This window comes from Paenibacillus sp. NPDC058898, assembly GCF_049316025.1.
Taxonomy (GTDB): domain Bacteria; phylum Bacillota; class Bacilli; order Paenibacillales; family Paenibacillaceae; genus Paenibacillus_AQ.
This window is the reverse complement of sequence record NZ_JBMOSM010000012.1, coordinates 154,331-176,821: the sequence shown is the minus strand read 5'-3', so window position 1 is coordinate 176,821 and position 22,491 is coordinate 154,331. Positions and strand designations below refer to the sequence as shown.

At 46.6% G+C, this 22,491-nt stretch carries 24 protein-coding genes, 1 tRNA gene and 1 riboswitch; of the genes, 9 read left to right on the top strand and 16 right to left on the bottom strand.

What is annotated here, in order from left to right:
- Positions 1-382 precede the first annotated feature (382 nt).
- Positions 383-925: a cupin domain-containing protein gene (locus ACOZB4_RS26550; protein WP_379410631.1), complete on the top strand. Its 543-nt coding sequence runs from the start codon at positions 383-385 to the stop codon at positions 923-925.
- 943 nt (positions 926-1,868) lie between these two features.
- Here ACOZB4_RS26550 and ACOZB4_RS26545 read toward each other — a convergent pair.
- Together ACOZB4_RS26545 and ACOZB4_RS26540 are read right to left on the bottom strand one after the other, a co-directional pair.
- On the bottom strand, positions 1,869-2,153 hold the full coding sequence (locus ACOZB4_RS26545; RefSeq protein WP_379410635.1) for a DUF4183 domain-containing protein: 285 nt from the start codon (positions 2,151-2,153) through the stop codon (positions 1,869-1,871).
- A 129-nt stretch (positions 2,154-2,282) separates the two neighbouring features.
- A complete protein-coding gene (locus ACOZB4_RS26540) occupies positions 2,283-3,128 on the bottom strand; it encodes a DUF4183 domain-containing protein (RefSeq protein WP_422759700.1) in 846 nt (281 codons plus the stop codon).
- A 173-nt stretch (positions 3,129-3,301) separates the two neighbouring features.
- Between ACOZB4_RS26540 and ACOZB4_RS26535 the strand changes: the two genes are divergently transcribed.
- Complete coding sequence (locus ACOZB4_RS26535; RefSeq protein ID WP_422759699.1) at positions 3,302-4,237, top strand: ATP-dependent DNA ligase; 936 nt, start codon at positions 3,302-3,304, stop codon at positions 4,235-4,237.
- A 69-nt stretch (positions 4,238-4,306) separates the two neighbouring features.
- On the opposite strand, the gene ACOZB4_RS26530 is transcribed toward ACOZB4_RS26535, so the two are convergent.
- Positions 4,307-4,417 carry a YjcZ family sporulation protein gene (locus ACOZB4_RS26530; RefSeq protein WP_379410644.1) on the bottom strand — a complete coding sequence of 37 codons (111 nt, stop codon included), beginning with the start codon at positions 4,415-4,417 and terminating at the stop codon, positions 4,307-4,309.
- A gap of 219 nt (positions 4,418-4,636) precedes the next feature.
- On the opposite strand from ACOZB4_RS26530, the gene ACOZB4_RS26525 reads away from it, so the two are divergent.
- Together ACOZB4_RS26525 and ACOZB4_RS26520 are read left to right on the top strand one after the other, a co-directional pair.
- The gene (locus tag ACOZB4_RS26525) at positions 4,637-5,044 is read left to right on the top strand and encodes a hypothetical protein (protein ID WP_379410647.1); all 408 of its coding nucleotides are present in this window, start codon (positions 4,637-4,639) and stop codon (positions 5,042-5,044) included.
- Positions 5,045-5,074: 30 nt separating this feature from the next.
- The gene (locus tag ACOZB4_RS26520; protein ID WP_422759698.1) at positions 5,075-5,368 is read left to right on the top strand and encodes a tyrosine-type recombinase/integrase; all 294 of its coding nucleotides are present in this window, start codon (positions 5,075-5,077) and stop codon (positions 5,366-5,368) included.
- A 116-nt stretch (positions 5,369-5,484) separates the two neighbouring features.
- Here ACOZB4_RS26520 and ACOZB4_RS26515 read toward each other — a convergent pair.
- Together ACOZB4_RS26515 and ACOZB4_RS26510 are read right to left on the bottom strand one after the other, a co-directional pair.
- Positions 5,485-5,556 (bottom strand) — tRNA-Thr (locus ACOZB4_RS26515).
- A gap of 108 nt (positions 5,557-5,664) precedes the next feature.
- Positions 5,665-5,970, bottom strand: coding sequence for an MTH1187 family thiamine-binding protein (locus tag ACOZB4_RS26510; RefSeq protein ID WP_076322239.1), 306 nt, complete (start codon positions 5,968-5,970; stop codon positions 5,665-5,667).
- Positions 5,971-6,337: 367 nt separating this feature from the next.
- A riboswitch (cobalamin riboswitch) is annotated at positions 6,338-6,570 on the top strand.
- 194 nt (positions 6,571-6,764) lie between these two features.
- Here ACOZB4_RS26510 and ACOZB4_RS26505 point away from each other — a divergent pair.
- The 4 genes from ACOZB4_RS26505 to ACOZB4_RS26490 all read left to right on the top strand — a co-directional run bounded on the left by ACOZB4_RS26505 (position 6,765) and on the right by ACOZB4_RS26490 (position 10,974).
- Positions 6,765-9,098 carry a ribonucleoside-diphosphate reductase subunit alpha gene (locus tag ACOZB4_RS26505; RefSeq protein WP_098741781.1) on the top strand — a complete coding sequence of 778 codons (2,334 nt, stop codon included), beginning with the start codon at positions 6,765-6,767 and terminating at the stop codon, positions 9,096-9,098.
- A 223-nt stretch (positions 9,099-9,321) separates the two neighbouring features.
- Complete coding sequence (locus ACOZB4_RS26500; protein WP_422759697.1) at positions 9,322-9,540, top strand: hypothetical protein; 219 nt, start codon at positions 9,322-9,324, stop codon at positions 9,538-9,540.
- A gap of 65 nt (positions 9,541-9,605) precedes the next feature.
- Complete coding sequence (locus tag ACOZB4_RS26495) at positions 9,606-9,734, top strand: hypothetical protein (protein ID WP_379410651.1); 129 nt, start codon at positions 9,606-9,608, stop codon at positions 9,732-9,734.
- Positions 9,735-9,942: 208 nt separating this feature from the next.
- The gene (locus tag ACOZB4_RS26490) at positions 9,943-10,974 is read left to right on the top strand and encodes a ribonucleotide-diphosphate reductase subunit beta (protein ID WP_379410654.1); all 1,032 of its coding nucleotides are present in this window, start codon (positions 9,943-9,945) and stop codon (positions 10,972-10,974) included.
- Positions 10,975-11,174: 200 nt separating this feature from the next.
- Here ACOZB4_RS26490 and ACOZB4_RS26485 read toward each other — a convergent pair whose 3' ends face one another.
- The 5 genes from ACOZB4_RS26485 to ACOZB4_RS26465 all read right to left on the bottom strand — a co-directional run bounded on the left by ACOZB4_RS26485 (position 11,175) and on the right by ACOZB4_RS26465 (position 14,778).
- Positions 11,175-12,629: an MDR family MFS transporter gene (locus tag ACOZB4_RS26485; protein WP_379410657.1), complete on the bottom strand. Its 1,455-nt coding sequence runs from the start codon at positions 12,627-12,629 to the stop codon at positions 11,175-11,177.
- 245 nt (positions 12,630-12,874) lie between these two features.
- Positions 12,875-13,345, bottom strand: a complete 471-nt coding sequence (locus ACOZB4_RS26480; RefSeq protein ID WP_379410660.1) for a DinB family protein — start codon at positions 13,343-13,345, stop codon at positions 12,875-12,877.
- Between the two features lie 140 nt (positions 13,346-13,485).
- On the bottom strand, positions 13,486-14,124 hold the full coding sequence (locus ACOZB4_RS26475) for a ThuA domain-containing protein (RefSeq protein ID WP_379410665.1): 639 nt from the start codon (positions 14,122-14,124) through the stop codon (positions 13,486-13,488).
- 28 nt (positions 14,125-14,152) lie between these two features.
- Positions 14,153-14,287 carry a hypothetical protein gene (locus ACOZB4_RS26470; protein WP_379410668.1) on the bottom strand — a complete coding sequence of 45 codons (135 nt, stop codon included), beginning with the start codon at positions 14,285-14,287 and terminating at the stop codon, positions 14,153-14,155.
- Between the two features lie 89 nt (positions 14,288-14,376).
- The gene (locus ACOZB4_RS26465; protein WP_076322244.1) at positions 14,377-14,778 is read right to left on the bottom strand and encodes an Rrf2 family transcriptional regulator; all 402 of its coding nucleotides are present in this window, start codon (positions 14,776-14,778) and stop codon (positions 14,377-14,379) included.
- Positions 14,779-15,090: 312 nt separating this feature from the next.
- Between ACOZB4_RS26465 and ACOZB4_RS26460 the strand changes: the two genes are divergently transcribed.
- A complete protein-coding gene (locus ACOZB4_RS26460; protein ID WP_379410675.1) occupies positions 15,091-15,474 on the top strand; it encodes a RidA family protein in 384 nt (127 codons plus the stop codon).
- Positions 15,475-15,661: 187 nt separating this feature from the next.
- On the opposite strand, the gene ACOZB4_RS26455 is transcribed toward ACOZB4_RS26460, so the two are convergent.
- The 6 genes from ACOZB4_RS26455 to ACOZB4_RS26430 form a co-directional block, all read right to left on the bottom strand.
- Positions 15,662-16,039 (bottom strand): VOC family protein, encoded by a 378-nt coding sequence (locus tag ACOZB4_RS26455; RefSeq protein ID WP_379410677.1) that lies wholly within the window; start codon positions 16,037-16,039, stop codon positions 15,662-15,664.
- A 53-nt stretch (positions 16,040-16,092) separates the two neighbouring features.
- Positions 16,093-16,956, bottom strand: coding sequence for an AraC family transcriptional regulator (locus ACOZB4_RS26450; RefSeq protein WP_379410681.1), 864 nt, complete (start codon positions 16,954-16,956; stop codon positions 16,093-16,095).
- A 303-nt stretch (positions 16,957-17,259) separates the two neighbouring features.
- Positions 17,260-18,768, bottom strand: coding sequence for a multicopper oxidase family protein (locus tag ACOZB4_RS26445; protein ID WP_379410684.1), 1,509 nt, complete (start codon positions 18,766-18,768; stop codon positions 17,260-17,262).
- Positions 18,769-19,084: 316 nt separating this feature from the next.
- Positions 19,085-19,945, bottom strand: a complete 861-nt coding sequence (locus tag ACOZB4_RS26440; RefSeq protein ID WP_379411013.1) for a hypothetical protein — start codon at positions 19,943-19,945, stop codon at positions 19,085-19,087.
- Positions 19,946-20,134: 189 nt separating this feature from the next.
- Positions 20,135-21,574, bottom strand: a complete 1,440-nt coding sequence (locus ACOZB4_RS26435; protein ID WP_379410686.1) for an MFS transporter — start codon at positions 21,572-21,574, stop codon at positions 20,135-20,137.
- Between the two features lie 243 nt (positions 21,575-21,817).
- Positions 21,818-22,363, bottom strand: coding sequence for a TetR/AcrR family transcriptional regulator (locus ACOZB4_RS26430; protein WP_379410689.1), 546 nt, complete (start codon positions 22,361-22,363; stop codon positions 21,818-21,820).
- Positions 22,364-22,491 lie beyond the last annotated feature (128 nt).

Below are 22,491 nucleotides of genomic sequence, written 5' to 3'. Positions count from 1 at the left end.
TGGTAGAAGTTCTGGTAGAAGACTACAGCTCGCCGACTAAAAGCTGGCGGGCGATTTTTATTAATATGCTGATACGCTAATAAACGTTATTAGGCTAATAGACAAGAAAGTTTAACAATAATTGCTTTTTTCCTTCGATTTTCATATCCTCCTTGGCCGGGGGATACCCTGGATGACTCTTCCAATAACCAGGAAAAGCGCTCCTTCATCCCAGCGACCAGATATCTTGTTAAGAGCCGTTTTAAAGGAAAAAATGTCATTTCCAAAAAATGGTCGATAATATTGTTATAAGCCATAGGCTCCAGCCCATTGTTGTCTCCTCTATATAGGCTACTGCATAGGATAGATAGAAAATTACGAAACCATGAAGAGGAGATTGAATATGTACCGTTATCCATGCCACCCTTACCAAGGGTATAATCCTGCGCATAACTACTGGAATAACCAAAATTGGAGCGATAATTTGAATTTTCGTTATTCGAGTTGGAACAACAATTGGCATCGTTATGATGAAAATATGAAATTAACTGATTATGGACAAAGGCCTCTTGTGTTGAATATTGATCAAGCAGCTAAACAAAACAATACTTACCGAACCGCCTTATGGACAGGAAAGCACTTTCAAGTGACACTAATGAGCATTAATGTTGGAGATGACATTGGTTTAGAAGTTCATCCTACAACTGATCAATTCATACGAATTGAACAAGGTAAAGGACTTGTTCAAATGGGTGATAGTAAAGATAACTTGGATTTTCAAGAAATGGCCTATGATGACTATGCAATCATGATACCGGCTGGAAAATGGCACAATGTAACCAATATGGGGAATGTACCACTAAAAGTATACGTGATCTATGCTCCTCCAGAGCATCCATATGGCACGGTTCAAGAAACCAAAGCAGATGCCATGTCTGCTAGGTAAAATAAAGGATAGAACCTTTAAAATTAAAATAGCGGCAAACTGGGGTTTTGACATCTCAGTTAGCCGCTGTATTTATTTCCCTTTCAAGCTGAATGCTCTCCGAAGCTGATGAGTATAAAACTGATATCTCTGATATGCCCAACGTTGCTTTTCGATCAGAATCGTGGCGTTAGCCGTCTTATCGGCATGTAGATTCTCCTGATCAATACGGCGAGCTGCTTCGCCATTATGTGGCTTTCGAGCTCGCGGCGTTTACCGGCATGAGGCACAGTGAGATCCTTGCTTTAAGACGAATTGATGTAGACCTAAACATCAGGAGCATATCTGTAAGACAGGCATATACAATTGCTGAGGTTGGACATGACTTTGATGATACAAAAAATGATAGCAGCATTCGATCAATAGCTCTATTTGCTAACACAGTACAAATGCTCCGAGACCATTTTGAAAAACAGCGGATAGAGAAAGAAACAAATAAATTCTACACAGATTCGGGTTTAGTCGTACAAACAATCTTGGGTACCCCTCTTGGACCGCGAAACCTCATGAGGATTACTATAGCATTCTTGACCTGGATCCGTTTAAGGTTCTTGAAGTATTTCTTGGCCGTTAGAAGATTTGTTAGAAGTTCTGTTAGAAGACTGAGGCCCGTCAGCTAAATGCTAGCGGGCAATTTTCTAGTGATCAGAAACAACTTTATCAATCTTTATCCATTGCTTTTCACCTTCAGCTAAAGACAATTTGATTTCTCGTCTGAACGAGTGGATCAGTACGATAATACCTGTTAACTCTATCTTCATACTCATCGAACAGCCACAATGTAATAGTGCATTTTGTTTCAGAAAGCACTATCTGGGAAGATCATCCCCTTTTGTATTTAGAAAAAGCCCTGCTCCTTTAAAAACAGAGCAGGGCTTTTGGATAAGAGCAAATATACCAACATTTAAGAGACAACGAATTGAACTATAAGAGGTGTTCCGGGATCTAACGCATCTCCGCCAGGGATGGTAATCGTCGTTGTTGTAACAGAAGAAACATCAGCCGTTTGCATTATACCATTCACATAAAGGTTGTAATAGTTGAACGTACTCGGAAATACAGTGGCAGCTGTTCCTGCATCATTAGTAAACGCTGTGGCTGCAATTGCGAATGTTGCTCCTGTTCCCGTTCCAGCACCAACTGTAGAAGTGAATCTTCTACTGTTTTGATACGGTGGTACTATTGGCATTTTCATCGCCTCCCTTCTTTGTTGAGGATCATGCTGAAACTCAAGCTGAAATCTTTGAAAGCATGCCTGATCCTCTTATACATTTAATGCAAGAGTTCAGAGATTGCGCAGGCATATTACCAAAAATTGTTAGACAATAACATTAGCCGTTAACTCTACTGTTTCTAAAACGATCGGAGTACCTGCATAGATTGTGCTACTTTGGGCTGGAAAAAATAAGCAGAGCGAATTTACATCGTACGAGTTACTGAGCTGAAGAATTCCATTTATATAAAGATTGTTAAAGCTGTTTGGGCCAAGGGCCGAGAATTCCACCACGGGGGCTCCCATATCGTTCGTGAATTGACCGGCTGGAATCATAGCTGACATAGTTAGATCCAGATCTGTTTCTGGTTCATAAAAATAACGGTTAATTGCAGTAGTGACAGCAACTTCAGGAATGACTACTTCTCCAGGAGGGCCTTGTGGTCCTTGTGGGCCTTGAGGACCTTGTGATCCATCAAGCCCTCTTTCTCCTTGTGGTCCTTGTTGCCCTGGCGGTCCTTGAGGACCCTGTGATCCATCAAGCCCTCTTTCTCCTTGTGGTCCTTGTTGCCCTGGCGGTCCTTGAGGACCTTGTGATCCATCAAGCCCTCTTTCTCCTTGTGGTCCTTGTGGGCCTTGCGGACCTGAAATCTCTTGAATACCTGGCTGGCTTAGGGATTTCTGCATTTCACACAATTTAGCTAACTCAGCTTTCATTTTGGATTTAGCTTCCTGTATTGCAGCTTGTAAGGCTTTCTGGTTAATTAGAGCTTGAAGATTTTGCTTTCTTCTATTTAATAAACACCACTTTGATATGCACCTTTTACAAAGGAGTTTCTTAAGAAAAACTGTTTTTTTAATTCTTTTGGTACATTTGTATTTTCTTTTTGCCTTTAAACATTTGTACTTTCTTTTTGCCTTTAAACATTTATACTTTCGTTTAGCAGCCACCCTTCATTTTCGCCACCTTCTCTTAGACTTTATAACTGTGTGTATAGTCATATCTATATGTCAAATGCACACCATGGGGGTGGACGAATAACTTGTATCAAACAAACCGGAACCATTCCAGATAAAAAATAGGCGTTTTATTTAGGGATATCCTATTTCGTTATACTTAAGTATTGAGCCCAAAAATCAGCGCCGCTATCTGTTATGACATAACTTACCGCCTGATCAGCATATCCTTGAACGTTATAATTATTTCGAGGTGTTTTTCATGTTTATTGAACCGATGCTACTCGCAACAGCCTTTCTCAGATTCGCACTATATATTCGAACCAAAGATTGACGGGCACAGGCTCCTGTTTTCCCAACAGTCCGGCCAGATCCGGCTTTATACTCGTCATGAGACGGAATGTACACAACAATACCCTGAACTCTTGGTTCCGTTTGATGATGACATCCTTCTGGATGGTGAAGTAGCATGTGCCGGTCCCGACGGCGTGGACTTTGAGGAAGTTATGGTCAGGTTTAAAGCAAGTAAGGACCAATGCATCAAGCAGCTGACCATATCTTCTCCAGTTACGTTTGTTGTGTTCGACATATTGCAATACAAAGGGCAAGACCTTCGGAAGATGCCACTGCTGCAGCGCAAAGAGATCCTTGCCGGCATAAAAATGCCAAATCAGCAATTTGGCGTCATTCCCTTCGTGGAAGGCGCAGGCGAAGCTTTATTTGAACAGATGGTGAACCGAAAACTTGAAGGGATGGTCGGCAAACGAAAGAATAGTCTATATGTAAGCAGCCGATCACCAGCCTGGCAGAAGGTTATTAATTGGTCGTATACTAACGTGATCATAACCGGGTATCGAAAAAACGAATTCGGATTACTTGCCGCGGTTCAGAATGAGTCTGGTGGTCTTCGGTCGGCTGGGATTGTCGAATATGTTACAAAGGCAACCAGGAAAGAGTTTTATTCGAAGAGTCAATTCCTTGTCACAGGTGAGGATAAAAAATTCGTTTATTTGAACCCGATGATCCAGGGGCGGGTGAAATATAGAAACTGGTTCAAATCGGGGATGTTGCGAACGCCAGTATTAACGGAACTCAACTATTAATTAAAATTTCGTTTATGTGAAAGAACCCCACCAGGATTTGCAGGTAGGGTCTTTGTTATTCGGGGAGTCTTATACGAAGGCACTTGTAATGATTACCAACAAAATAAAGAGAACAAGAATTGCCCCGACTGAATTATTAACTCCGTATCCCCCAGTTCTTTCATAACCGACTTCGCTCATGTTGTCCCCTCCCCTTTTTTAGTACGATACAAAGTATTCAAAATTTCATGGAATGTCAGGGCGAATATACTTCTTGGAGACAAAAAAGAACCCCACTAGCTTAAGCTAGTGAAAGGTGCAGATGACAAAATTAAAACCCAAGCACTTCCACGATTTTTATCATAGAACGTTATTACCAAATTAGCAGTCGGATCCATTAAAAAGGCCCATGTAATCATCATGGACGCTTTAGATCGAGCCGTGACCTGGGGTGAGATAGTCCAAAACGTAGCAAGATCAGTCGATCTTCCCCAAGGGAAAAAGGCAAAGTTTGAAGTGTGGAATGAAAAACAACTAAAAATTTTCTTGGATACAGCAGCTCATAATCAGTATTACGTCGCTTTCGAGCTCGCGGCATCTACCGGCATGAGGCAGAGTGAGATCCTTGCTTTAAGACGTATTGATGCAGACTTAAACATCAGAAGCATATCTGTAAGACAGGCATATACAATTGCTGAGGTTGGACATGACTTTGATGATACAAAAAATGATAGCAGCATTCGATCAATCGCTCTGTTTGCAAACACTGTACAAATGCTTCATGACCATTTTGAAAAACAGCGGATAGAGAGTAGTAATTCCTCATGAGGTTTCGCGGTCCAAGAGGGGTGCCCACGCTTGTTTGAACGACCAAACCCTAATCTGTGTAGAATTTATTTGTTTTATAGCATTCTTGACAGCATTATTAAGGAACACCCGGAATTTCCGAGGATTCGATTTCATAATCTCCGCCATACCCACGCTACACTTCTTCTAAAAGCAGGTATACACCATAAAATCGTTCAGGAACGTCTAGGCCATTCTTCTATTAATGTAACCTTAGATACGTATTCCCACGTACTACCCAACTTACAAGAAGCTGTTTTTAATACAATCGGTGACTCAATCTTAGGGAACCAAATCGAGGACTAAAAACCCACTTTACTCGACTAAAGGTTAGAAAAATGTTAGAAGTGTAGGTTATTAAACTAAAATGGCGCGATTCCGAAAAAACTCGGAAAACCGCGCCATTATTGACTTTGTAAAGATGCTGGTGAAGGGAATTGAACCCCCGACCTACGCATTACGAGTGCGTTGCTCTACCCCTGAGCTACACCAGCAAATGTGGTTCGATGATATTCCTCACGAAACAACAAAAATTATTATAATACTTCAGCAGCAAAATGCAAGTCCTATTCTTACGGAAATATCCTCCGTAACTGGCGGCATTACCCGCCTAATTTCTCCTGCACGGACTGGATCTTCTGTTTGCTCGAGGAGACTTGATCCCTGCGGTCGTCGATCTTCACGGAAGTCGATACGCGCTTCGCACCGGACAGAAAAGGCGCTTCATGCAAAGCCTCAATCGCCCGCCAGATCATGTTAAGCTCTCCCTCGATGATGGTGCTCATCGAAGTTAGCTCATAGGATATTCCATCCTGTTGTTTCAATATACGCTGCATCTCGGCAACATAAGAACTCAAGCTCGTTGTTGCGGTTCCGATCGGAATCACCGTTACCTCCGCTATAGCCATCTTGAATACCTCCCTCGTTGCATCTCATTAATATGGAATGCTTCCGAATGCGTTAAACTCCCGGATACAGTTATCATATCAATTCTGACCCTCCATATCAAAGTCCGTCTGTCTGTAACTTCATACAAGATATGGTGTATCTTCCTCGTTTCTCCGTACGAATATATCCTATTTTGTCAAAACGATAATATACGTGGTATCTGCGCAGAAAAGGTCGCATTTGGTCACAATTCAGGAAATGTTATGGCCTTTTGGCAGTTTCTTAACTGGCACAATGTCCGCTCGTTTGCTATAATTCTTTTTGCGTTCAATTTTAAGAATATAGTTTACAAACACAATATATTGGGTTAAATTAGATTAACAACAACCAAATATAGTGTATGTAGGTGCCGGATCAACCTATAAGGCAGTCCGGCTTAATAGGGAAGCATGGTGTAAATCCATCACGGTCCCGCCACTGTAAGGGCCTAAGGCTGTTTATGATCTATCAGCCATCCACATACGACATATGCCACCGAGGAACCGGATCAAGGTCTCAGGGGAGGCAATGCTGAGGAAAGTAGCTCAAGTCAGGAGACCTGCCTATATGCAGCAGACACCAACCTACGGGGTTTTAGGTAAGTGTTCGTTAAGCTTGCGTCTGTACATAACATCATGCCCATTCATGGGCTTATGGCAAACGTCATTTTCGAATCACAGCGCACGGACATTTTCAAGCCTGCCCGCGGGTTTTAGAAAATGTTTTTTTGATGTCCTTTTTCATATTTCCCCCGAAGAAAGCGAGGAATTTATTCATGCCCCAGCTCGTAGTTAAACCGAACAACCGTCAGCTCGCCTTTGATGAAATTCGTCTCTCCGTCTATGCCGACCGGACTCTAAAAGGATTGGACATGCTCGATAAAGAGCGCCTGCTTCGCGGCGTCAATGCCAAATTGCGCGGTGAGCAAGTTACCGGCGAAGAAATCAGCAACGCCTTCACGATGTCCGCCCTTGAGCTTGTAACCAAAGAGGAGCCGGATTGGAAGTTTGCAGCTGCGCGTTCGTTTCTGACCTCTTTATATAAAAAAGCGGCCACCAACCGCCGATACAAAGCATACCCGGAAGAACCATACGGTGCCTTCTACCCGCTCATTACAGAGCTTGTACAGAAAGGCATTTATCGCGAGGATCTTCTGACCAGCTACACCAAAGAACAAATCGAAGAACTCGGCGAATGCATCGATCCAAGCCGCGACCTGCTGTTTGATTACATCGGGCTGTTGACACTGGCTGAGCGTTACCTGGCAAACGACTTTGACGGTCGCGTCATGGAACTTCCGCAAGAACGGTACATGGTCATCGCGATGTTCCTCATGCACAACGAGCCAGCTGACAAGCGTCTTGACCTTGTCAAAGAAGCCTACTGGGCCATGAGTAACCTGTATATGACGGCCGCTACGCCGACCATGTCTAACGCAGGTAAAAAAGTAGCCGGCCAGCTTTCCAGCTGCTTCATCGATACCGTGGACGACTCCCTGGAAGGAATCTTCGATTCCAATACGGATATCGCCCGTCTCAGCAAAATGGGCGGCGGCATCGGGGTTTACCTCGGTAAAGTTCGTGCACGCGGCTCTGACATTCGCGGTCACAAAAACACCAGCTCCGGCGTTATCCCTTGGATTCGCCAGTTGAACAACACCGCTGTTAGCGTTGACCAATTGGGAACTCGTAAAGGCGCTATCGCGGTTTACCTGGATGTGTTCCACAAAGACATTCTGTCCTTCCTGGATCTGAAGCTGAACAACGGTGACGAGCGCATGAGAGCACATGACGTGTTCCACGGCGTATGTCTGCCTGACCTGTTCATGGAAGCTGTAGAAGCACGTGAAGAGTGGAGCCTCTTCTGTCCACATGAAGTGAAGAAAATCATGGGCTGGAAAGACGAGAACGGCCGTCCGCTGGGCCTGGAAGACTTCTATGATCAAGGACAAGGCGAAGGCGAATTCCGTCAAAAGTATGCTGAAGCCGTGGCGAGCCCGCTGCTGCCGCGCATTACGGTACAGGCTATCGACATTATGAAGCGCATCATGAAATCCCAGCTTGAAACGGGTACACCGTACATGTTCTACCGCGACACGGTCAACCGTGCGAACCCGAACTCTGCGCATGGCATGATCTACTCTTCCAACCTGTGCACCGAGATCATGCAGAACCAATCTCCGACAGTTGTTGAGCAAGAGGAACTGGTTACGAAAGACGGCCAAACCCGGATCGTAATTTCCAAAATCCCTGGCGATTTCGTTGTCTGCAACCTGAACTCCATCCACTTGGCTCGTGCTGTACCTGCTGGTGTGCTGGAGCGTCTCGTTCCGATCCAGGTTCGCATGCTGGATAACGTTATCGACATTAACAATATTGAAGTTCTGCAAGCTCAATATACCAACAGCCAATACCGTGCGGTCGGTCTCGGCACCTTCGGTCTGCATCACTTGCTGGCGCTGGAAGGCATCCGCTGGGAATCCGACGAAGCCGTTGCATATAACGACAACCTGTATGAGCACATCAACTACCTGCTCGTTAAATCCAGCATGGAGTTGGCCAAGGAAAAAGGCCACTATCCGAAATTCAAAGGCTCCGACTGGGAGAGCGGCGAGTACTTCACGTTCCGCGGTTACACCGACGGCGAGCATGAAGGCAAGTTCGTAACCACCGAACAATGGCGCGAATTGCAGCAAGAAGTACAAGAAAGCGGGGTCCGTAACGCATGGCTGTTTGCTATCGCGCCGAACGGCTCCACATCGATCATCGCGGGTTCCACAGCGAGCATCGATCCATTGTACGAACTTCTGTCTTATGAAGAAAAAACCACTTACAAAGTGGCTAACCCGGCTCCGGATCTGTCCGAAAAAACGATCTGGTACTATAAAACGGCTTTCTTGATCGACCAGCATTGGTCCATCAAAATGGCTGCCGCCCGTCAGCGTCACGTTGACCAAGCGCAAAGCTTTAACCTGTATGTCCGCCCTGATATCCGGGCTTCGGAATTCCTGGAGCTGCACCTGCATGCCTGGAAAGCCGGCATCAAGTCCACTTATTATGTACGCAGCCGTGCGCTGACGATTGAAGAGTGCGAATCGTGTGCAAGCTAACCTTTAATTTCGAACCCACCCAAACCCTCCCTTCCAAGGGAGGGCCCCAAGGGCTCTGCCCTCTGGACACCCGCAAGGTGCTTAGGTTCTGAATGAGGCGCTTCTACGTTACTTTAGTGGCTAGGAGCGCTTTCTCCCTTCGGGAACGCTGGAATTTAGTGCGGAAGCTAATGAGTTACTGCGTGCGATTGGTGAGTTACTGCCTGCTGGGATCGCTCTCCCCTTGGGAATCGCTTCTCATGCGGCGCAGGGACCATTGAGTTACTTCGTGCGATTAGTGAGTTACCGCCTGCTGGGATCGCTCTCCCCTTGGGAATCGCTTCTCATGCGGCGCAGGGACCAGACCATTGAGTTACTGCGTGCGATTGGTGAGTTACTGCCTGCTGGAATCGCTCTCCCCTTGGGAATCGCTTCTCATGCGGCGCAGGGACCAGACCATTGAGTTACTGCGTGCGATTGGTGAGTTACTGCCTGCTGGGATCGCTCTCCCTTTGGGAATAGGGACCATTGAGTTACTTCGTGCGATTGGTGAGTTACTACCTGCTGGGATCGCTCTCCCCTTGGGAATCGCTGGAAGCTTGGTTCACTACAAGCAACGAACGGCTGCATGCGGGTGTTCCCGCTGAGCAGGAGTGAATATGCTTTCTAATAAAAGGCTACAAGGGTAAGGGTATCCAATCGGAAGAGTTTACGTCCGCCTTTGGGAGCCCTTTGCAACCTTAAAAATACATTCAAGCAAAGGGCGGACAACAGCGGCTGGAGAGTGGATACCCGTCCCTCGAATAGGCAAGCAGGTCCCTTCAACCTTCCGCCCTACTATGATATACAAGGAGAGAAAATCGGCATGCAAATGCAAAAGATATTTAATACCGAAGCACCCAACCGCTCCACTCGCGTCATTGAAGGTGAATGCTCCGGGATCTTGAACTGGAACGACATTCGGATGCCTCATATGTATAAGCTGTACAAAGTCCTGCTGCTGAACCACTGGATCGCGGACGAGATTCCGATGTCCAAGGATGCGCAGCAGTTCCCGCGCCTGGACCCTGAAGAGCAGCGCACCTTCAAGATCAACATCTCCCTGCTCGCTGTTCTGGATTCCATGCAGACGATGTTTGTCGGCGACGTGAAGCGTTACTTCACCGATTCGTCGCTCGAAGCCATCTCGGCCATCATCGGTCAGCAAGAGGTGGTTCACAACCAATCCTATTCCTACGTGCTATCCTCCATCGTATCGGAGCAAGAGCAGAAGGACATCTTCGAATACTGGAAACATGACCCGGTACTTCTGGAACGCAACCAGTTCATCTCGAACATTTATCAGAACTTCCGTGACAATCCATCGCCGCAATCCTTCTTCGAAGCGATGGTCGCGGACCTGATCCTAGAAGGAATCTTCTTCTACAGTACGTTTGCCTTCTTCTACAACCTGGCCCGTGACCAGAAGATGATGGCAACCAGCCAGATGATCTCCTATATTCAGCGTGATGAGAACCAGCACTGCTACTTCTTCGCCGAAGTGTTCAAGCAGCTGCTCAAGGATTTCCCTGAGCTGAACTCCAAAGAGAACATCGACTACCTGTACCGCACCATTGACCGTGCCGTCGAGCTCGAAACCAATTGGGCCCACTACACGCTCAGCAATGTGCGCGGCATCGATCTGAACGAATTGGGCGATTACATCAAGTACATCGCGAACCGTCGCATCACCATGATGGGTCTGGAAAAAGCTTACGAAGGTGTGGACGTTAACTGCATGCCATGGATCAAGCCTTTCTCCGATGAAGCCCTTAACGCGACGAAGACCGACTTCTTCGAAGCTAAATCCCGTAACTACGGCAAAGTTGGCGACGACAACGGTTTTGACGATCTATAAAAACCTCTCCAAATACACAAACCTCCGGGATTCCCTTACCAGGGATCTCGGAGGTTTTTTATATCATATGATCGACTACAATAAAATGTAATACAATAATGTGTCATCATTTATGAAGGTGACATTTCTGTACGTGATCGGTTCCGTGCCGCTAAACTGCTGGCCGCGCTGGTTGATTTTCAAATTTCAAATATTGAGGATTATTTCTGCTCCGATATGTGAACACGCTTCATGAAAAGAGAGAAGACGAAACCTACAATCGCAACAACAATAGCAATATCAAAAACATGTTGTATACCTGCTGTCAAAGCAAGCGCGGCGTTAGTTGGGTCCGCCTGGTCTGCCGTTTGCTTCAGAAAGCTGCTCATGCCCACAGACATGATACTTACCGCAACCGCTGTGCCGATCGCACCCGCCACCTGTTGGACCGTATTCATAATTGCGCTACCGTGCGGGTAAAGTGAAGGAGGCAATTGGTTCAGAGCATTCGCCTGTGAAGGCATCCAGACCATGGAGATCCCGATCATCAAGAAGGTATGAAGCACAATGATTTGGGTTATGGCCGTCGTTGTCGTAACTCCTGAGAGAAACCAGAGCACTACGGATATCAAGGCCATACCAGCGGGAACAACCCATCTCGGCCCAAATTTATCGAATACTCTGCCCATAATCGGTTGCATGATCGCATTCACAACCCCCCCGGTCAACAAAACAAGTCCGGCCGAAAAAGCGTTAAGGCCGAGGCCTCTGATCAAATACAAGGGCAACATAATCATGGCTGCCATCATCACCATTACGGCAATCATAAGCATAACAGTGCCAACCGTAAACATAGGCTGTTTGAATGCCCTCAAATCCATCATAGGCTGCTTCATTCGCAATTGCCGTACCGCAAATATCAATAGCGCCAATATGCCGACAATCAACGGAATCACGACCTTGGGTGATCCTAGTCCTCCTTCCCCTTCCCCGGCGCTACTAAAAGCAAATACAATTCCGCCGAAGCCAAGCGTGGATAGGATAAGCGAATAGATATCTATTTTCGGCTTAGTAATCGTCGATATATTTTGCATATATCGCATTCCAAACAGAAGAGAAAACGCCAATACGGGAAGAGACAATCCGAAAATCCAGTTCCAGCTAAGCTGCTCGATCAACAGACCGGAAAGGGTTGGTCCGACAGCAGGAGCAACCACAAGAACAAGCCCGATCAACCCGTAGGTCGTCCCCCTCCTCTCAGGTGGAACAATGACCATCACTGTGTAAAACATCAGCGGCAGGATGAGCGCTACGCCCGCAGCTTGAATAACCCGTGCAATCATGAGCAACTCAAATCCCTGGGCCGCGGTCGCCACCGCTGTGCCGAGTAAAGCAAATAGGAGCGAAGCCGTGAACAATTGTCTGGTTGAAAACCATTGGAGAAACAACCCGGATACCGGAACCAATATGCCGAGGGTCAGTAAGTAACCCGTCGTCAGCCATTGGGCCGTTGCGGCGGTGATATGAAACTGGTTGATTAAATCGCTGAGCACTACGTTTAAAGCCGTCTCGTTAAACATCCCAATAAAACCGCTTAATAGTAAGGAAACCATGATCGGAATAACTTTATATTTTTGCACCGCATTATGCTGTGCTTCTGGCGTCGCTGCTTGCATATTCTCCACTCTCCTCGTAATAATCCAATATTATAGACTTTAAAGATACTAGTTGTCTTTAATTAGTTAAAAAAAGAATTGCTTGTTATGTAACTATATTCAGTTCTCACACAAGATCAGTCATTTTCTGATTTCTCGACTGTTCTTCCATCTCTTCTTCTGCCGATAACACCACCTTTTGAATCGGGCATCTTAAAAGTAATATTTTATTTCGATTTCATTTCCGAAAGTACTCCATGAAATCACTAAGGTTTAGCGAGGTTCATTTTCGGTGGGATATACCCGAGTTGCCTGCCTATTTTTACAATTTGTCCTCTATGATGAAATTCGTGCGTGATGGTGTGCGTAAATAGCCATAATTCGGTTAACTCTACGCTGCCACTCTGCCAGGATGCTTCAACGGCAGGATCCCATTTGTTTTTAAATTCATTTAGAAATTCATAAACCAGGTCATCTGTTTTCTTAAAAACTTCACGCATTTTCTGCACATTGTCAACGGATTCTGGTTTTAATTTTGGAAGTGATTTGCCAAGGCCACGACTCCCCAACCATACCCGATAACAATCAGTTACATGAACATGCAGACTGCGAATAGAAACTCCGCCTAGGGCTTCAACTTCTTTAACATAATCTGTGGGGGACATAGTTTCGCAGTAACGAAATAATGATTCCCTTGTACGCTTAATCAAATCATACTGGCTTTTGAATACATCCATCTTCTCACTCTCCTTTTGATAACAAGCTACGTATGGGTTAAATTGCGGATTTCGCCACCTAGTTAATCGCCATACGTAGCGCACTAAAAAAATACCGCCGTTAATAGCGATGCACGTTATCCTAAAATTAGGATGTCGAATCACTCACTCTTCGCACCCCGGGCAGCCCACATTCCGCTATTCCGAATCAGCTTACGCACGGATTCCACCTGGAAAGATGGAAGATGATGTCCTGGCATCAGATATACCACGCGACCAGAGCCATATGTATGTGCCCACGCAGCAGGCCACCGCTGGTCATCATGCACATATTCGGCAAGTATAACCGCCGATTCATGCGGACTCAGCTCGAACCGAAACGGTTCTTCATCTACCGTGAAATCGCTTAAGTTCTCCACAATTGGGTGACTCCCATGATTATATCGAATTGGCAGTGACGTATATTCCGGATGTCCCGTAACCCTGCCGCCGATTAACTTTTCCAGCTCTTGGCTTTGCTGCAGCGAGATGCCGTTGTGGATAGCTAGCAGCCCCCCGCCGTTTCTCACATAGGATATGAGCGCTTGTACCTGATCTTCGGGTATCTCCAGATCCGAAAAATCCGTGTACGATATGAACAGATCATAGCCCTCCAGCTTATCCTCCTGAAGCACGGCATAATCATCCGTACATTCAACGTCCATAGGTTCAAATATGGTTTGTAATTCGTGATCAATATTCGTAAAAGGATGATATTTCGCTCCCTCGTATTGTCCAAGCGCAATTGCTTTCATATTCATAGTCTCCTCTCCTTCTCGTTTGCCAGGGTCACTCTCGTCCTTCATAATCCAGAAAGATCGGCTGTTCGCCAAGGTACGCCTTTGGGTCCATCACAAGTTTCATGATGCGATCGGCAGACACATCCGGCGGCACGGCCGCTTCTTGATCCAAATTGCGGTTCATGTAGGACAGCCACCCCGGTTAGTTATAAATCGATATTGTAGATTTTAAAGACACTTGTTGTCACTAATTGGCTTAAAAAAAAAGAAGTGTCATATGACTATATTATGTTCCCGCACAAGATCCGACATTTTCTGATTTCTCAACTGTTCTTCCATCTTCTCTTCTGCCGATAACACCACCTTTTGAATCGGGCATCCTGGTCCATGTTCGAAACTGCAATCGAACAAGGAAGCCGAACCTTCAATCGCATGAATAATATCTAGGAACGAAATATTTTCCCAATTTCGTTTGAGTCGATAGCCGCCATTCACCCCCGTTATCGATTCAATCATGCCCGCCTTCACCAACTTGGTCAGTATTTTGGACAAATAGGTTGGAGAGACACTTTGTCGCTCCGCCAACTGCTGTACACCTATTGGTTTTTGGGGCGTCGCCGCAGTAAGAAAGAGCATCGTATGGAGGGCATAATCGGTAGCCTTGGAGTACTTCATTCAACATCACCTCAATTAAGGACTTTACAGATCTATAATAACTATTACGTTTCATTACGTCAAGCATAAAACATGCGCTTGGAAAAGTACTTCTCACAAAAGAAATGAACTTAATCACAATGTTTTTAGGGTTAAATCATCAGGAGAGTGAACAAAATGCGTAATTAAAATCATAAATTATTGCCTGAGATAAAACCTGGTATCTCTACTTTACACTATCCTTTTTGATAGTACCTATCAATAAAGTGCGTACTGTTCTTTTATATTCTTTCATTCTATACTAACTTTACTTTAAGTAAAGGAGAGAAAAAAATGACGAATGTCAAAAGCTATAATCACAGTCTTTGGGATCACGGCATCACCCAGGGTTACTCCGTAAACGGAACTATCTACATTTCGGGACAATTCTCCCACGACACGGAGGGCACGTTCGTTGGCGAAGGCGATATCGAGGCACAGACCCGGCAAACGCTGGAAAATCTTGATCGCGTGCTGGCGGGATTTGATGTCACGAGATCGAACCTCGCTTATGTGGAGATCTATTTGACAAACGCTCAAGAACATTCCGAGCCGGTCATCCGGCTGTTCAAGGAATACGTGGGACAACACCGGCCGGCTGGCAGTCTCATCGGCGTGACATATCTTGCATCCCCTGAGCAATTGATTGAAATAAGCGCAGTCGCACACACGGACTAACTCGCCACCGTGGTCGGCACAACAGCGGCGGTCCGGGCTTCGGATAGGTGCGACCGCCATTGGCGCAAAGCAGAAGGGTTTCGCCAAGTAAGTGTAAAATAGTCTCCATCTGATCGCTAGGTGGGGACTATTTTACAGACTCAGACAAGACCGTCCATGTTGTTTAGACGGTCTCCTTTTGGTTTTCTTAAACTTGGACTTCACTCATTAATGCATGAGTGTTATCTTCTGTATCTTTAAAAAATACCATCCATGTTTCTGTTTGTCCCATTTTCGCTACAACATGTGGTTCGTCGATAAAAGTAACTTCTTTACCGACTAAACGTTCATAAGTATCTTCAATATTCTTTACCTGAAAATAAATAACTGAACTTGATTGGGCGAACTCCTCTTTATCTGGAAGTGTTAACATGAGCCGCAACCCATCGCATTCAAAGAATGCCATACCATCCGTGTTAAATAATAGAGAGAGACCTAGTGTCTCTTTATAAAAATCAAGTGCTCTATTTAAGTCTTTAACTGGCACACCAATTTGTCCGACTTTCTGAATCATTTTAGTTTCCATAATACAATTTCTCCTTTCAAATATCTTATCAATATAAGAATAAATAATTCCCCCTAATATTTCTTATCCAATATCACCTGTTTTCGATATTCTTTAGGAGATATACCAACATGTTGCTTAAACATTTTGCTAAAGGATACAGGGTTTTGAAATCCAAGTTTAAAGGTTATATCGGTCATACTATTATCTATTTCTGATAATAGTTGCTTTGCTTTTTGTATTCTAAATTCTGAAATATGCTGATGGGGTGTTCTACCGTATATTTGGGAGTAAGTTCTTAATAAATGGTTAGGTGACAAACAAGCAACCCTAGCAACTTCATCTAGTTTTAAAGATTTATCGAAATATGATCTAATATAATCATGTCCTATACTTACCCTTCTATATAACTCCTCACGTGTAGAACGACGAATTGCATTTAATGATTCAATTTCTTTGTATGTATTAAAGTGTTCATTTAAAATAGAATGCATAATCTTATGAAATTGTTCCTCATAACCAACCGAATCAATTTCAAGACTAGGGAATATCTGTTTAAAAGTTTCTAGTTGAGAGGATAGAGTATTATTTTTATGGTAGGTTTTTTCAAAAAAGCCAATAGGACTTGTATCCTTAAACGGATCGCTTAGAAGACAATCATTTGTTTTTTTGAAAGAATGAAAGACTTCGGCTGCAAACCCGTCTTTAAAGAAAACACAAAAAGACTCCACATGCTCAATTTCATCAATTGAAATTGTGTATGAACCTTCATTGAGGAGTAGGTATCTACTCTCTTCAACGGCAAAAAAGCCTTTATTAGTCTTATAATGGGCTTTACCATTTGAGAATGTTTTTATGGACTGTTGACCAATTCCATCCCAGTATAACTGGTCACTTTTTGCATGTAAAACGAAATTGGTAGAGTCGTTTTTTGTCATAATACAATCTCCATCATAAACACTTCATTTTTTCCTACCTTTATTATACATAATTTAAGTATGAACATATGTATTACCAGTGAATTTCGTTGAACCGTATCATACTTCGCTCCCTCCATCTCAGGCAATGTGCGTAATTGATAACACATATCAGTTACGGTTAACCATATATGTTCTTATCTTACGTTTATGACAAGAACATATATGGTTAAAAATGCTGCCGAGATGATGTCGATTCGGCAATTAATGGATGTCTTCGTTTCTTTCGTCACGAGTTTGAGCTTCTTTGTGATGGCTCACTACTTATAGATCGGGAAGATTTCCTGATTTGGTTCCCACTCGATATGGCGTCGTCACGCCTTCGTAATTCAACATCATGCTCATGCCCATCGAAGCATGCCTGAGATTGTGGCAATGCACCATCCAGAGACCCGGATTGTTGGCATCCAGGTACAGCTCGTAGGTCTCGCCCTCCTTCGTTAGGAGCGTATCCAGATACACCGGGCTGCCCTGCAAGGCAACGCCGTTCCGGCTTAATACGCGGAACGTATGCCCGTGCAAGTGGAAGGGATGGTCGCCTCCGCCTTCGTTGGAGACTGTGATGAGAACTTGATCTCCCTCCTGCACGGTCATCGGAGGAATTTCGTGAAAGGATTTTCCGTTTATCGACTTAACGAATAGGTTTTGCCCGAGCTTAAGATCGAAATGCCGATCGGGCTTGACTTGCAGGACACGATCGTTAGGTAGTGGGGTACCGTAATCGACGAACGAGAGCAGCTTTCCGCCTTCCGAATACTGCGGCTGGCTTCCGCTGCCTATCGTAATCGGCAAGCTCTTTGAAGCAGGGCCGCTAACGACGACTTGGCCGGACTCCGGAACTGTGATGAGCAGATCATACCGCTGGCCCGCTCCTATCGGAACAATTGTTCCTTCAAGCAGCCCGGGTTCATTCAAATCGTGGCCATCCATCGCCACGATCCGGTAAGGAGCTCCATCGACGTTGAATTCCATCGTTTCATTGCCCGAATTGATCAGCCTTAGCCTGACATGTTCGCCTGGTTTGCCCGGGACCGCCAGCCCTCTCGTGCTTCCGTTCAACAACATGGAAGAATCCAACTGCTGATAGAGCGCCGTCGCCTCTGATGTTGAGGTATCGGACTCGAATCGTTTCTTGGGTTCGACGATCAGCGCGCCCAGAAGCCCCTTGCTTACCTGAATCGAGCTCATCTGGTGGGAGTGGTACCAGAACGTGCCCGGGGTCGTCGCGATAAACGTATACGTAAACTGTCCCCCCGGCCGCACGGTATCTTGCGTTACTCCCGCAACACCATCCTGAGAGCACGGAACCTCGATACCGTGCCAATGAATCGTAATGCCGTCCTCAATGTCATTGTTATGGAGTGTAACGATAACCCGATCACCCTCCGTCACGCGAAGCTCGGGACCCGGGGTTGTACCGTTTAAGGTGAAGGCATCGACGGTTTTACCGTTGTCCAGCCTCAATTTCGTCCAAGTTCCCGTCAGATCGAACTTGCGAGTCGATTCCGATGATTCCTGGGCTGTGATTGAGGCGCAAGACACCGCTCCATCTTCGGAAGAGAATACCTCCATGCTTCCCATATGCTCCATGTGGGCCATTCCCGCCATATCTGTCCTGCCGGCCGACATCTGATGGTGAGCCATGTTGATCTCTTGCGGCTTCTGAAGCCGCATCTGCCAAAAATAAGTGATAAGCGCGGCTCCGACCAGAATTACCACTATCAACGGAAGTCCGATATAGATCAAGCGTTTTGCCGGTTTTCTGTCAGTCAAGATTTATTCCTCCTTATAATAGTCGAGCCATAATGCGCTTTACCGTTAGACTATGCCCTCCTGATACGAGGTGGGCGATAGGCCTCTATATTCGATGCCATAAGCTGCTTGTTCATTCCAGAGTCACTCATAGATCGATCTTAGCGTCTATAATTTTCACTCCATGTACATCTGTTTCAAGGGAGGCAACCCCGGTTATCGCGTTATCGTTTAACCAAATCTAAAGCGATCGGCTTGATGACGGCTGGCTCGAATTGTCAGAAGAGTTTGATGATGATGATCCGGATGAATCGGAATCAGAGCAGTTTATAATCAATTAGTTCTGAATCACGGAAGTATGGCGAATTTCCTTTTTGCTCAGTAGTAACACGACTGGAATGAAGGCGATCAAGAAACAACAGGCGGCGAGAATGGGAAATACGGACATTTCCAAAACGGCGCGGCCGAGATACGTTTGCCAGCCGATTGCTACTAATCCAAGCAAGTAGGCGATACCTGTTAAATGGATAAATCGGCGGGCAGCGGGTACATGTCTTTTTTGTTCCGATAACCAAGCAACAAAAGGTACTACTTGTAGTGCGTGAAAACCAAGACCATGCAGCCACATCATGCTTCCGTGTTTCCCGATGATTCCTTCGATTGAAATCCAAATGCCTGCCGCAAACGATAACATGACCGCAATCATCGCATAGCGGATGCCAAGTACCAGCTTAGGCTGTAGAGAATGAGCCTGTTTGCGGAAAAATGCGATCGCAATGAATACATAATATAAGATGAAGAGAAGTGCCACTACCGTAAAAATTGAACCGATCGCTACGTCAAAAGGTGTGCCATCCTTGACGAACCGCGGGTTCATCCCGCGAAAATTTTGCATGGTCTCTGCTACATAAGAAAAGAGAGCAAGCGCGATGTAAGACCAGCGTATGAATGCCTTTCTTTTCGTTCCCAGACCAGAAAACGGAAGAATGGCTGCTGTGGACAATAAAAATATTCCGAGTGCGGCATTGAATGAAAATGCTTTTGAAATATCGCCATGAGGGGCTACGGGCCCTCCGTACAGCATGACCCAGATCGCGCATATGCCTGCAAGTAAAAAGCCGAGCAGTCCGGTATACACTAACCACTTCTCACCTTGAAAAAACGGTAGAGCTGCATTTCTCCTAACAATAGATTGAATTTTCAATTGAGTTTCGCCCTCCTGTGAAGTTTTGGTAATACAAAGCTTGCAGATCCCGACATTCTTTTCGTTTAACAAACTTGTGGGCCATTTCGTCCGGATCTCGCTGCTTTTCGCAGCAGAAGCAATTTGAGTTCGTGTGCTGCACCAACTTCGTCATTTTGTTCATTACTCCGGCTTGCAGGCTATTCATACACTGCCACTCCTCTCTCTTCTCTCACCTGGGCGATAAAATATTGCTCCAGCGGGAGAACCGGGTTCGCTCGGAGACTCTGCCACCTTCCGGGCGCCTCGCACGAGGATGGCGACGAGCAGAAAGCCGACGGCGAGCATCGCGGTGAACACGAAGAGGGTTGGCACTAGGTGATGGCCGAAGTCGTCCGGAGTGGCAATGGTGCCGCCGCTAGCGAAAACGAGGCCGCCGATGGCGATGCCGAACACGCCGCCCAGCTCGCGGGCCATGTTGCTCAGACCGCTCGCTTCACCTGCCGCTTCTTCCGACACCGAGCTGAGAAGCCCGTGCGAGAGCGGAGTGAAGCTGAGACCCATGCCGGCGCCGGCCGCAATCATGAACGGAACCATGTACCCGAACGGAAAGATCGCTCCCTGGCCAAGGATGATCACGGCGAATCCGGCCAATGCCGCGGCCTGCAGGAACAAGCCGAGCAGCAGCACACGCTTCGAGCCGAACCTTCCTGCGAGCAAGCCCGCCAGCGGTGCAGCGATCATCGTGCAGGCGGTCCAAACCATCTCCCGGATACCGGCGCCGAGAGCCGTATAGCCTTGGGCTTGCTGCAGGAACAAAGTAAGCAGGAAGATCGCTCCGAAGATGCCGGCGTTCAGCCAGAACCCGGCCAACAAATACCCGCTGTAATTCCTATCCCGAAAAAGCTTGATCTGCACGATTGGCTGCACGCGTCTTCGCTCCCACACATAGAAGACGAGTAGCAGCAACGCGCCGCCTGCCATCGATGCCCAGACGCTGAAGGCGCCCCAGCCTTCCTCATTGCCGCGGACCATGCCAAAGATCAAGCCGAACAAGCCGGCGCCAAGCAGTATAATGCCGAACGGATCGATCGGCTTGCGCTCCCCCTTCGACTCCTTCAGCCAGCGCAAGCCGAACAGCAGCGCCAGCGCGCCGATCGGAACGTTGATCCAGAAGATCGCTTCCCACGGCGCCCCTTCGATAATCACGCCACCGACCAGCGGACCGATGGACAGCCCTAGACCGGAGATGCCGGACCAGATGCCGATCGCGGCCGCTCTCTTCTCGGGTGGGAACGCGGCATTCACCAGCGTTAGGCTAATCGGCATGATTCCAGCGGCGCCGACGCCTTGCAAGGCGCGGGCCAATATCAGCTGAATCGAGCTGTCGCTAAACGCCGACGCGAGCGAACCCAGCGTGAACAAGACAACGCCGGTCAGAAACATGCGCTTGCGGCCGAAACGCTCTCCCAGTGTGCTGAACGGGATAAGCAGCACCCCGAACGCCAGTGTGTAAGCGTTGAGGAACCACTGCAGGTCGGACATGCTCGCATGCAGCGACAATTGAATGGACGGCAGTGCTACTCCGATGACCAAATTATCCAGCATGGCCATGAACATCGTAATGCAGGTAATGACCATCATTCGGATTCGATCTGTGGCAGACATCATTTTCCAGTACACTCCTTTTTATTATTTATAGATAAATAAATTAATGTCCAAAAAAGAACGCCGACCGTTCGGCGTAAAAAAAGCGGATTGTCTGAGCGTTGAAGATTCGTACGGTGTGCTTGATGCCGTTCGGCGCAGTCGGTACTTGCAACGGGAGACTGGCAGCCGGCTTGACGCCGTACGATGTATTTCTAGAAGCATTCTCCTGTAATCGCCTTACCTATCGCAATCCGAGCCTCCTAGATTTCCAAACTGCGGAAGCGCCAGCACTTCTGATAACGTGATCACCATTCCGCAGGCGAAGAACAAACTCGCTTGCTGGGCAGGGCCCGGGATTCCAGCATCGGCGAATCGTTTCGTGACGGTGCCGTGAATCATCTCGAACTGCTTGCGCACGTACTCCCGAACGTCGGCTTCCGGCGTAGCGAACGACTGCACGCACAATAAGATTTCGTCTCGGTGCGTTTCCATCAGTTCGTTGAAGGCGTTCCCCATCCGGTCGGCCAACTGCTCCGGCGGCCCCTCGACGGCGCCAAACGCTTCGATCAATCGGTGGAACGCCCGATCCAACACCGCCAAGTACAGCTCTTCTTTGGTTTTGAAAAAATGAAACACATACGGCTGGGTAACGCCGACTTCGGCAGCCACCATCGCCGTCGTCGTCTTGTAGAAGCCGTTGTTCGCGAACAGCGTCGCGGCGGCGTCCAAAATCTGATCCTTGCGATTGGAGGAACCGATGTCCTGATCTTTAAGTCTGGCCATATCGCACCTCGTTTATTTATTTACCAATAAATTAACACCCCAAGGACCTTCTGTCAACCTTGTTTTTCCCGTAAAATGAAAAGGCCGCCCCCGGGTCTTTTACTACCCCGAGAGACGACCCGCGCCAT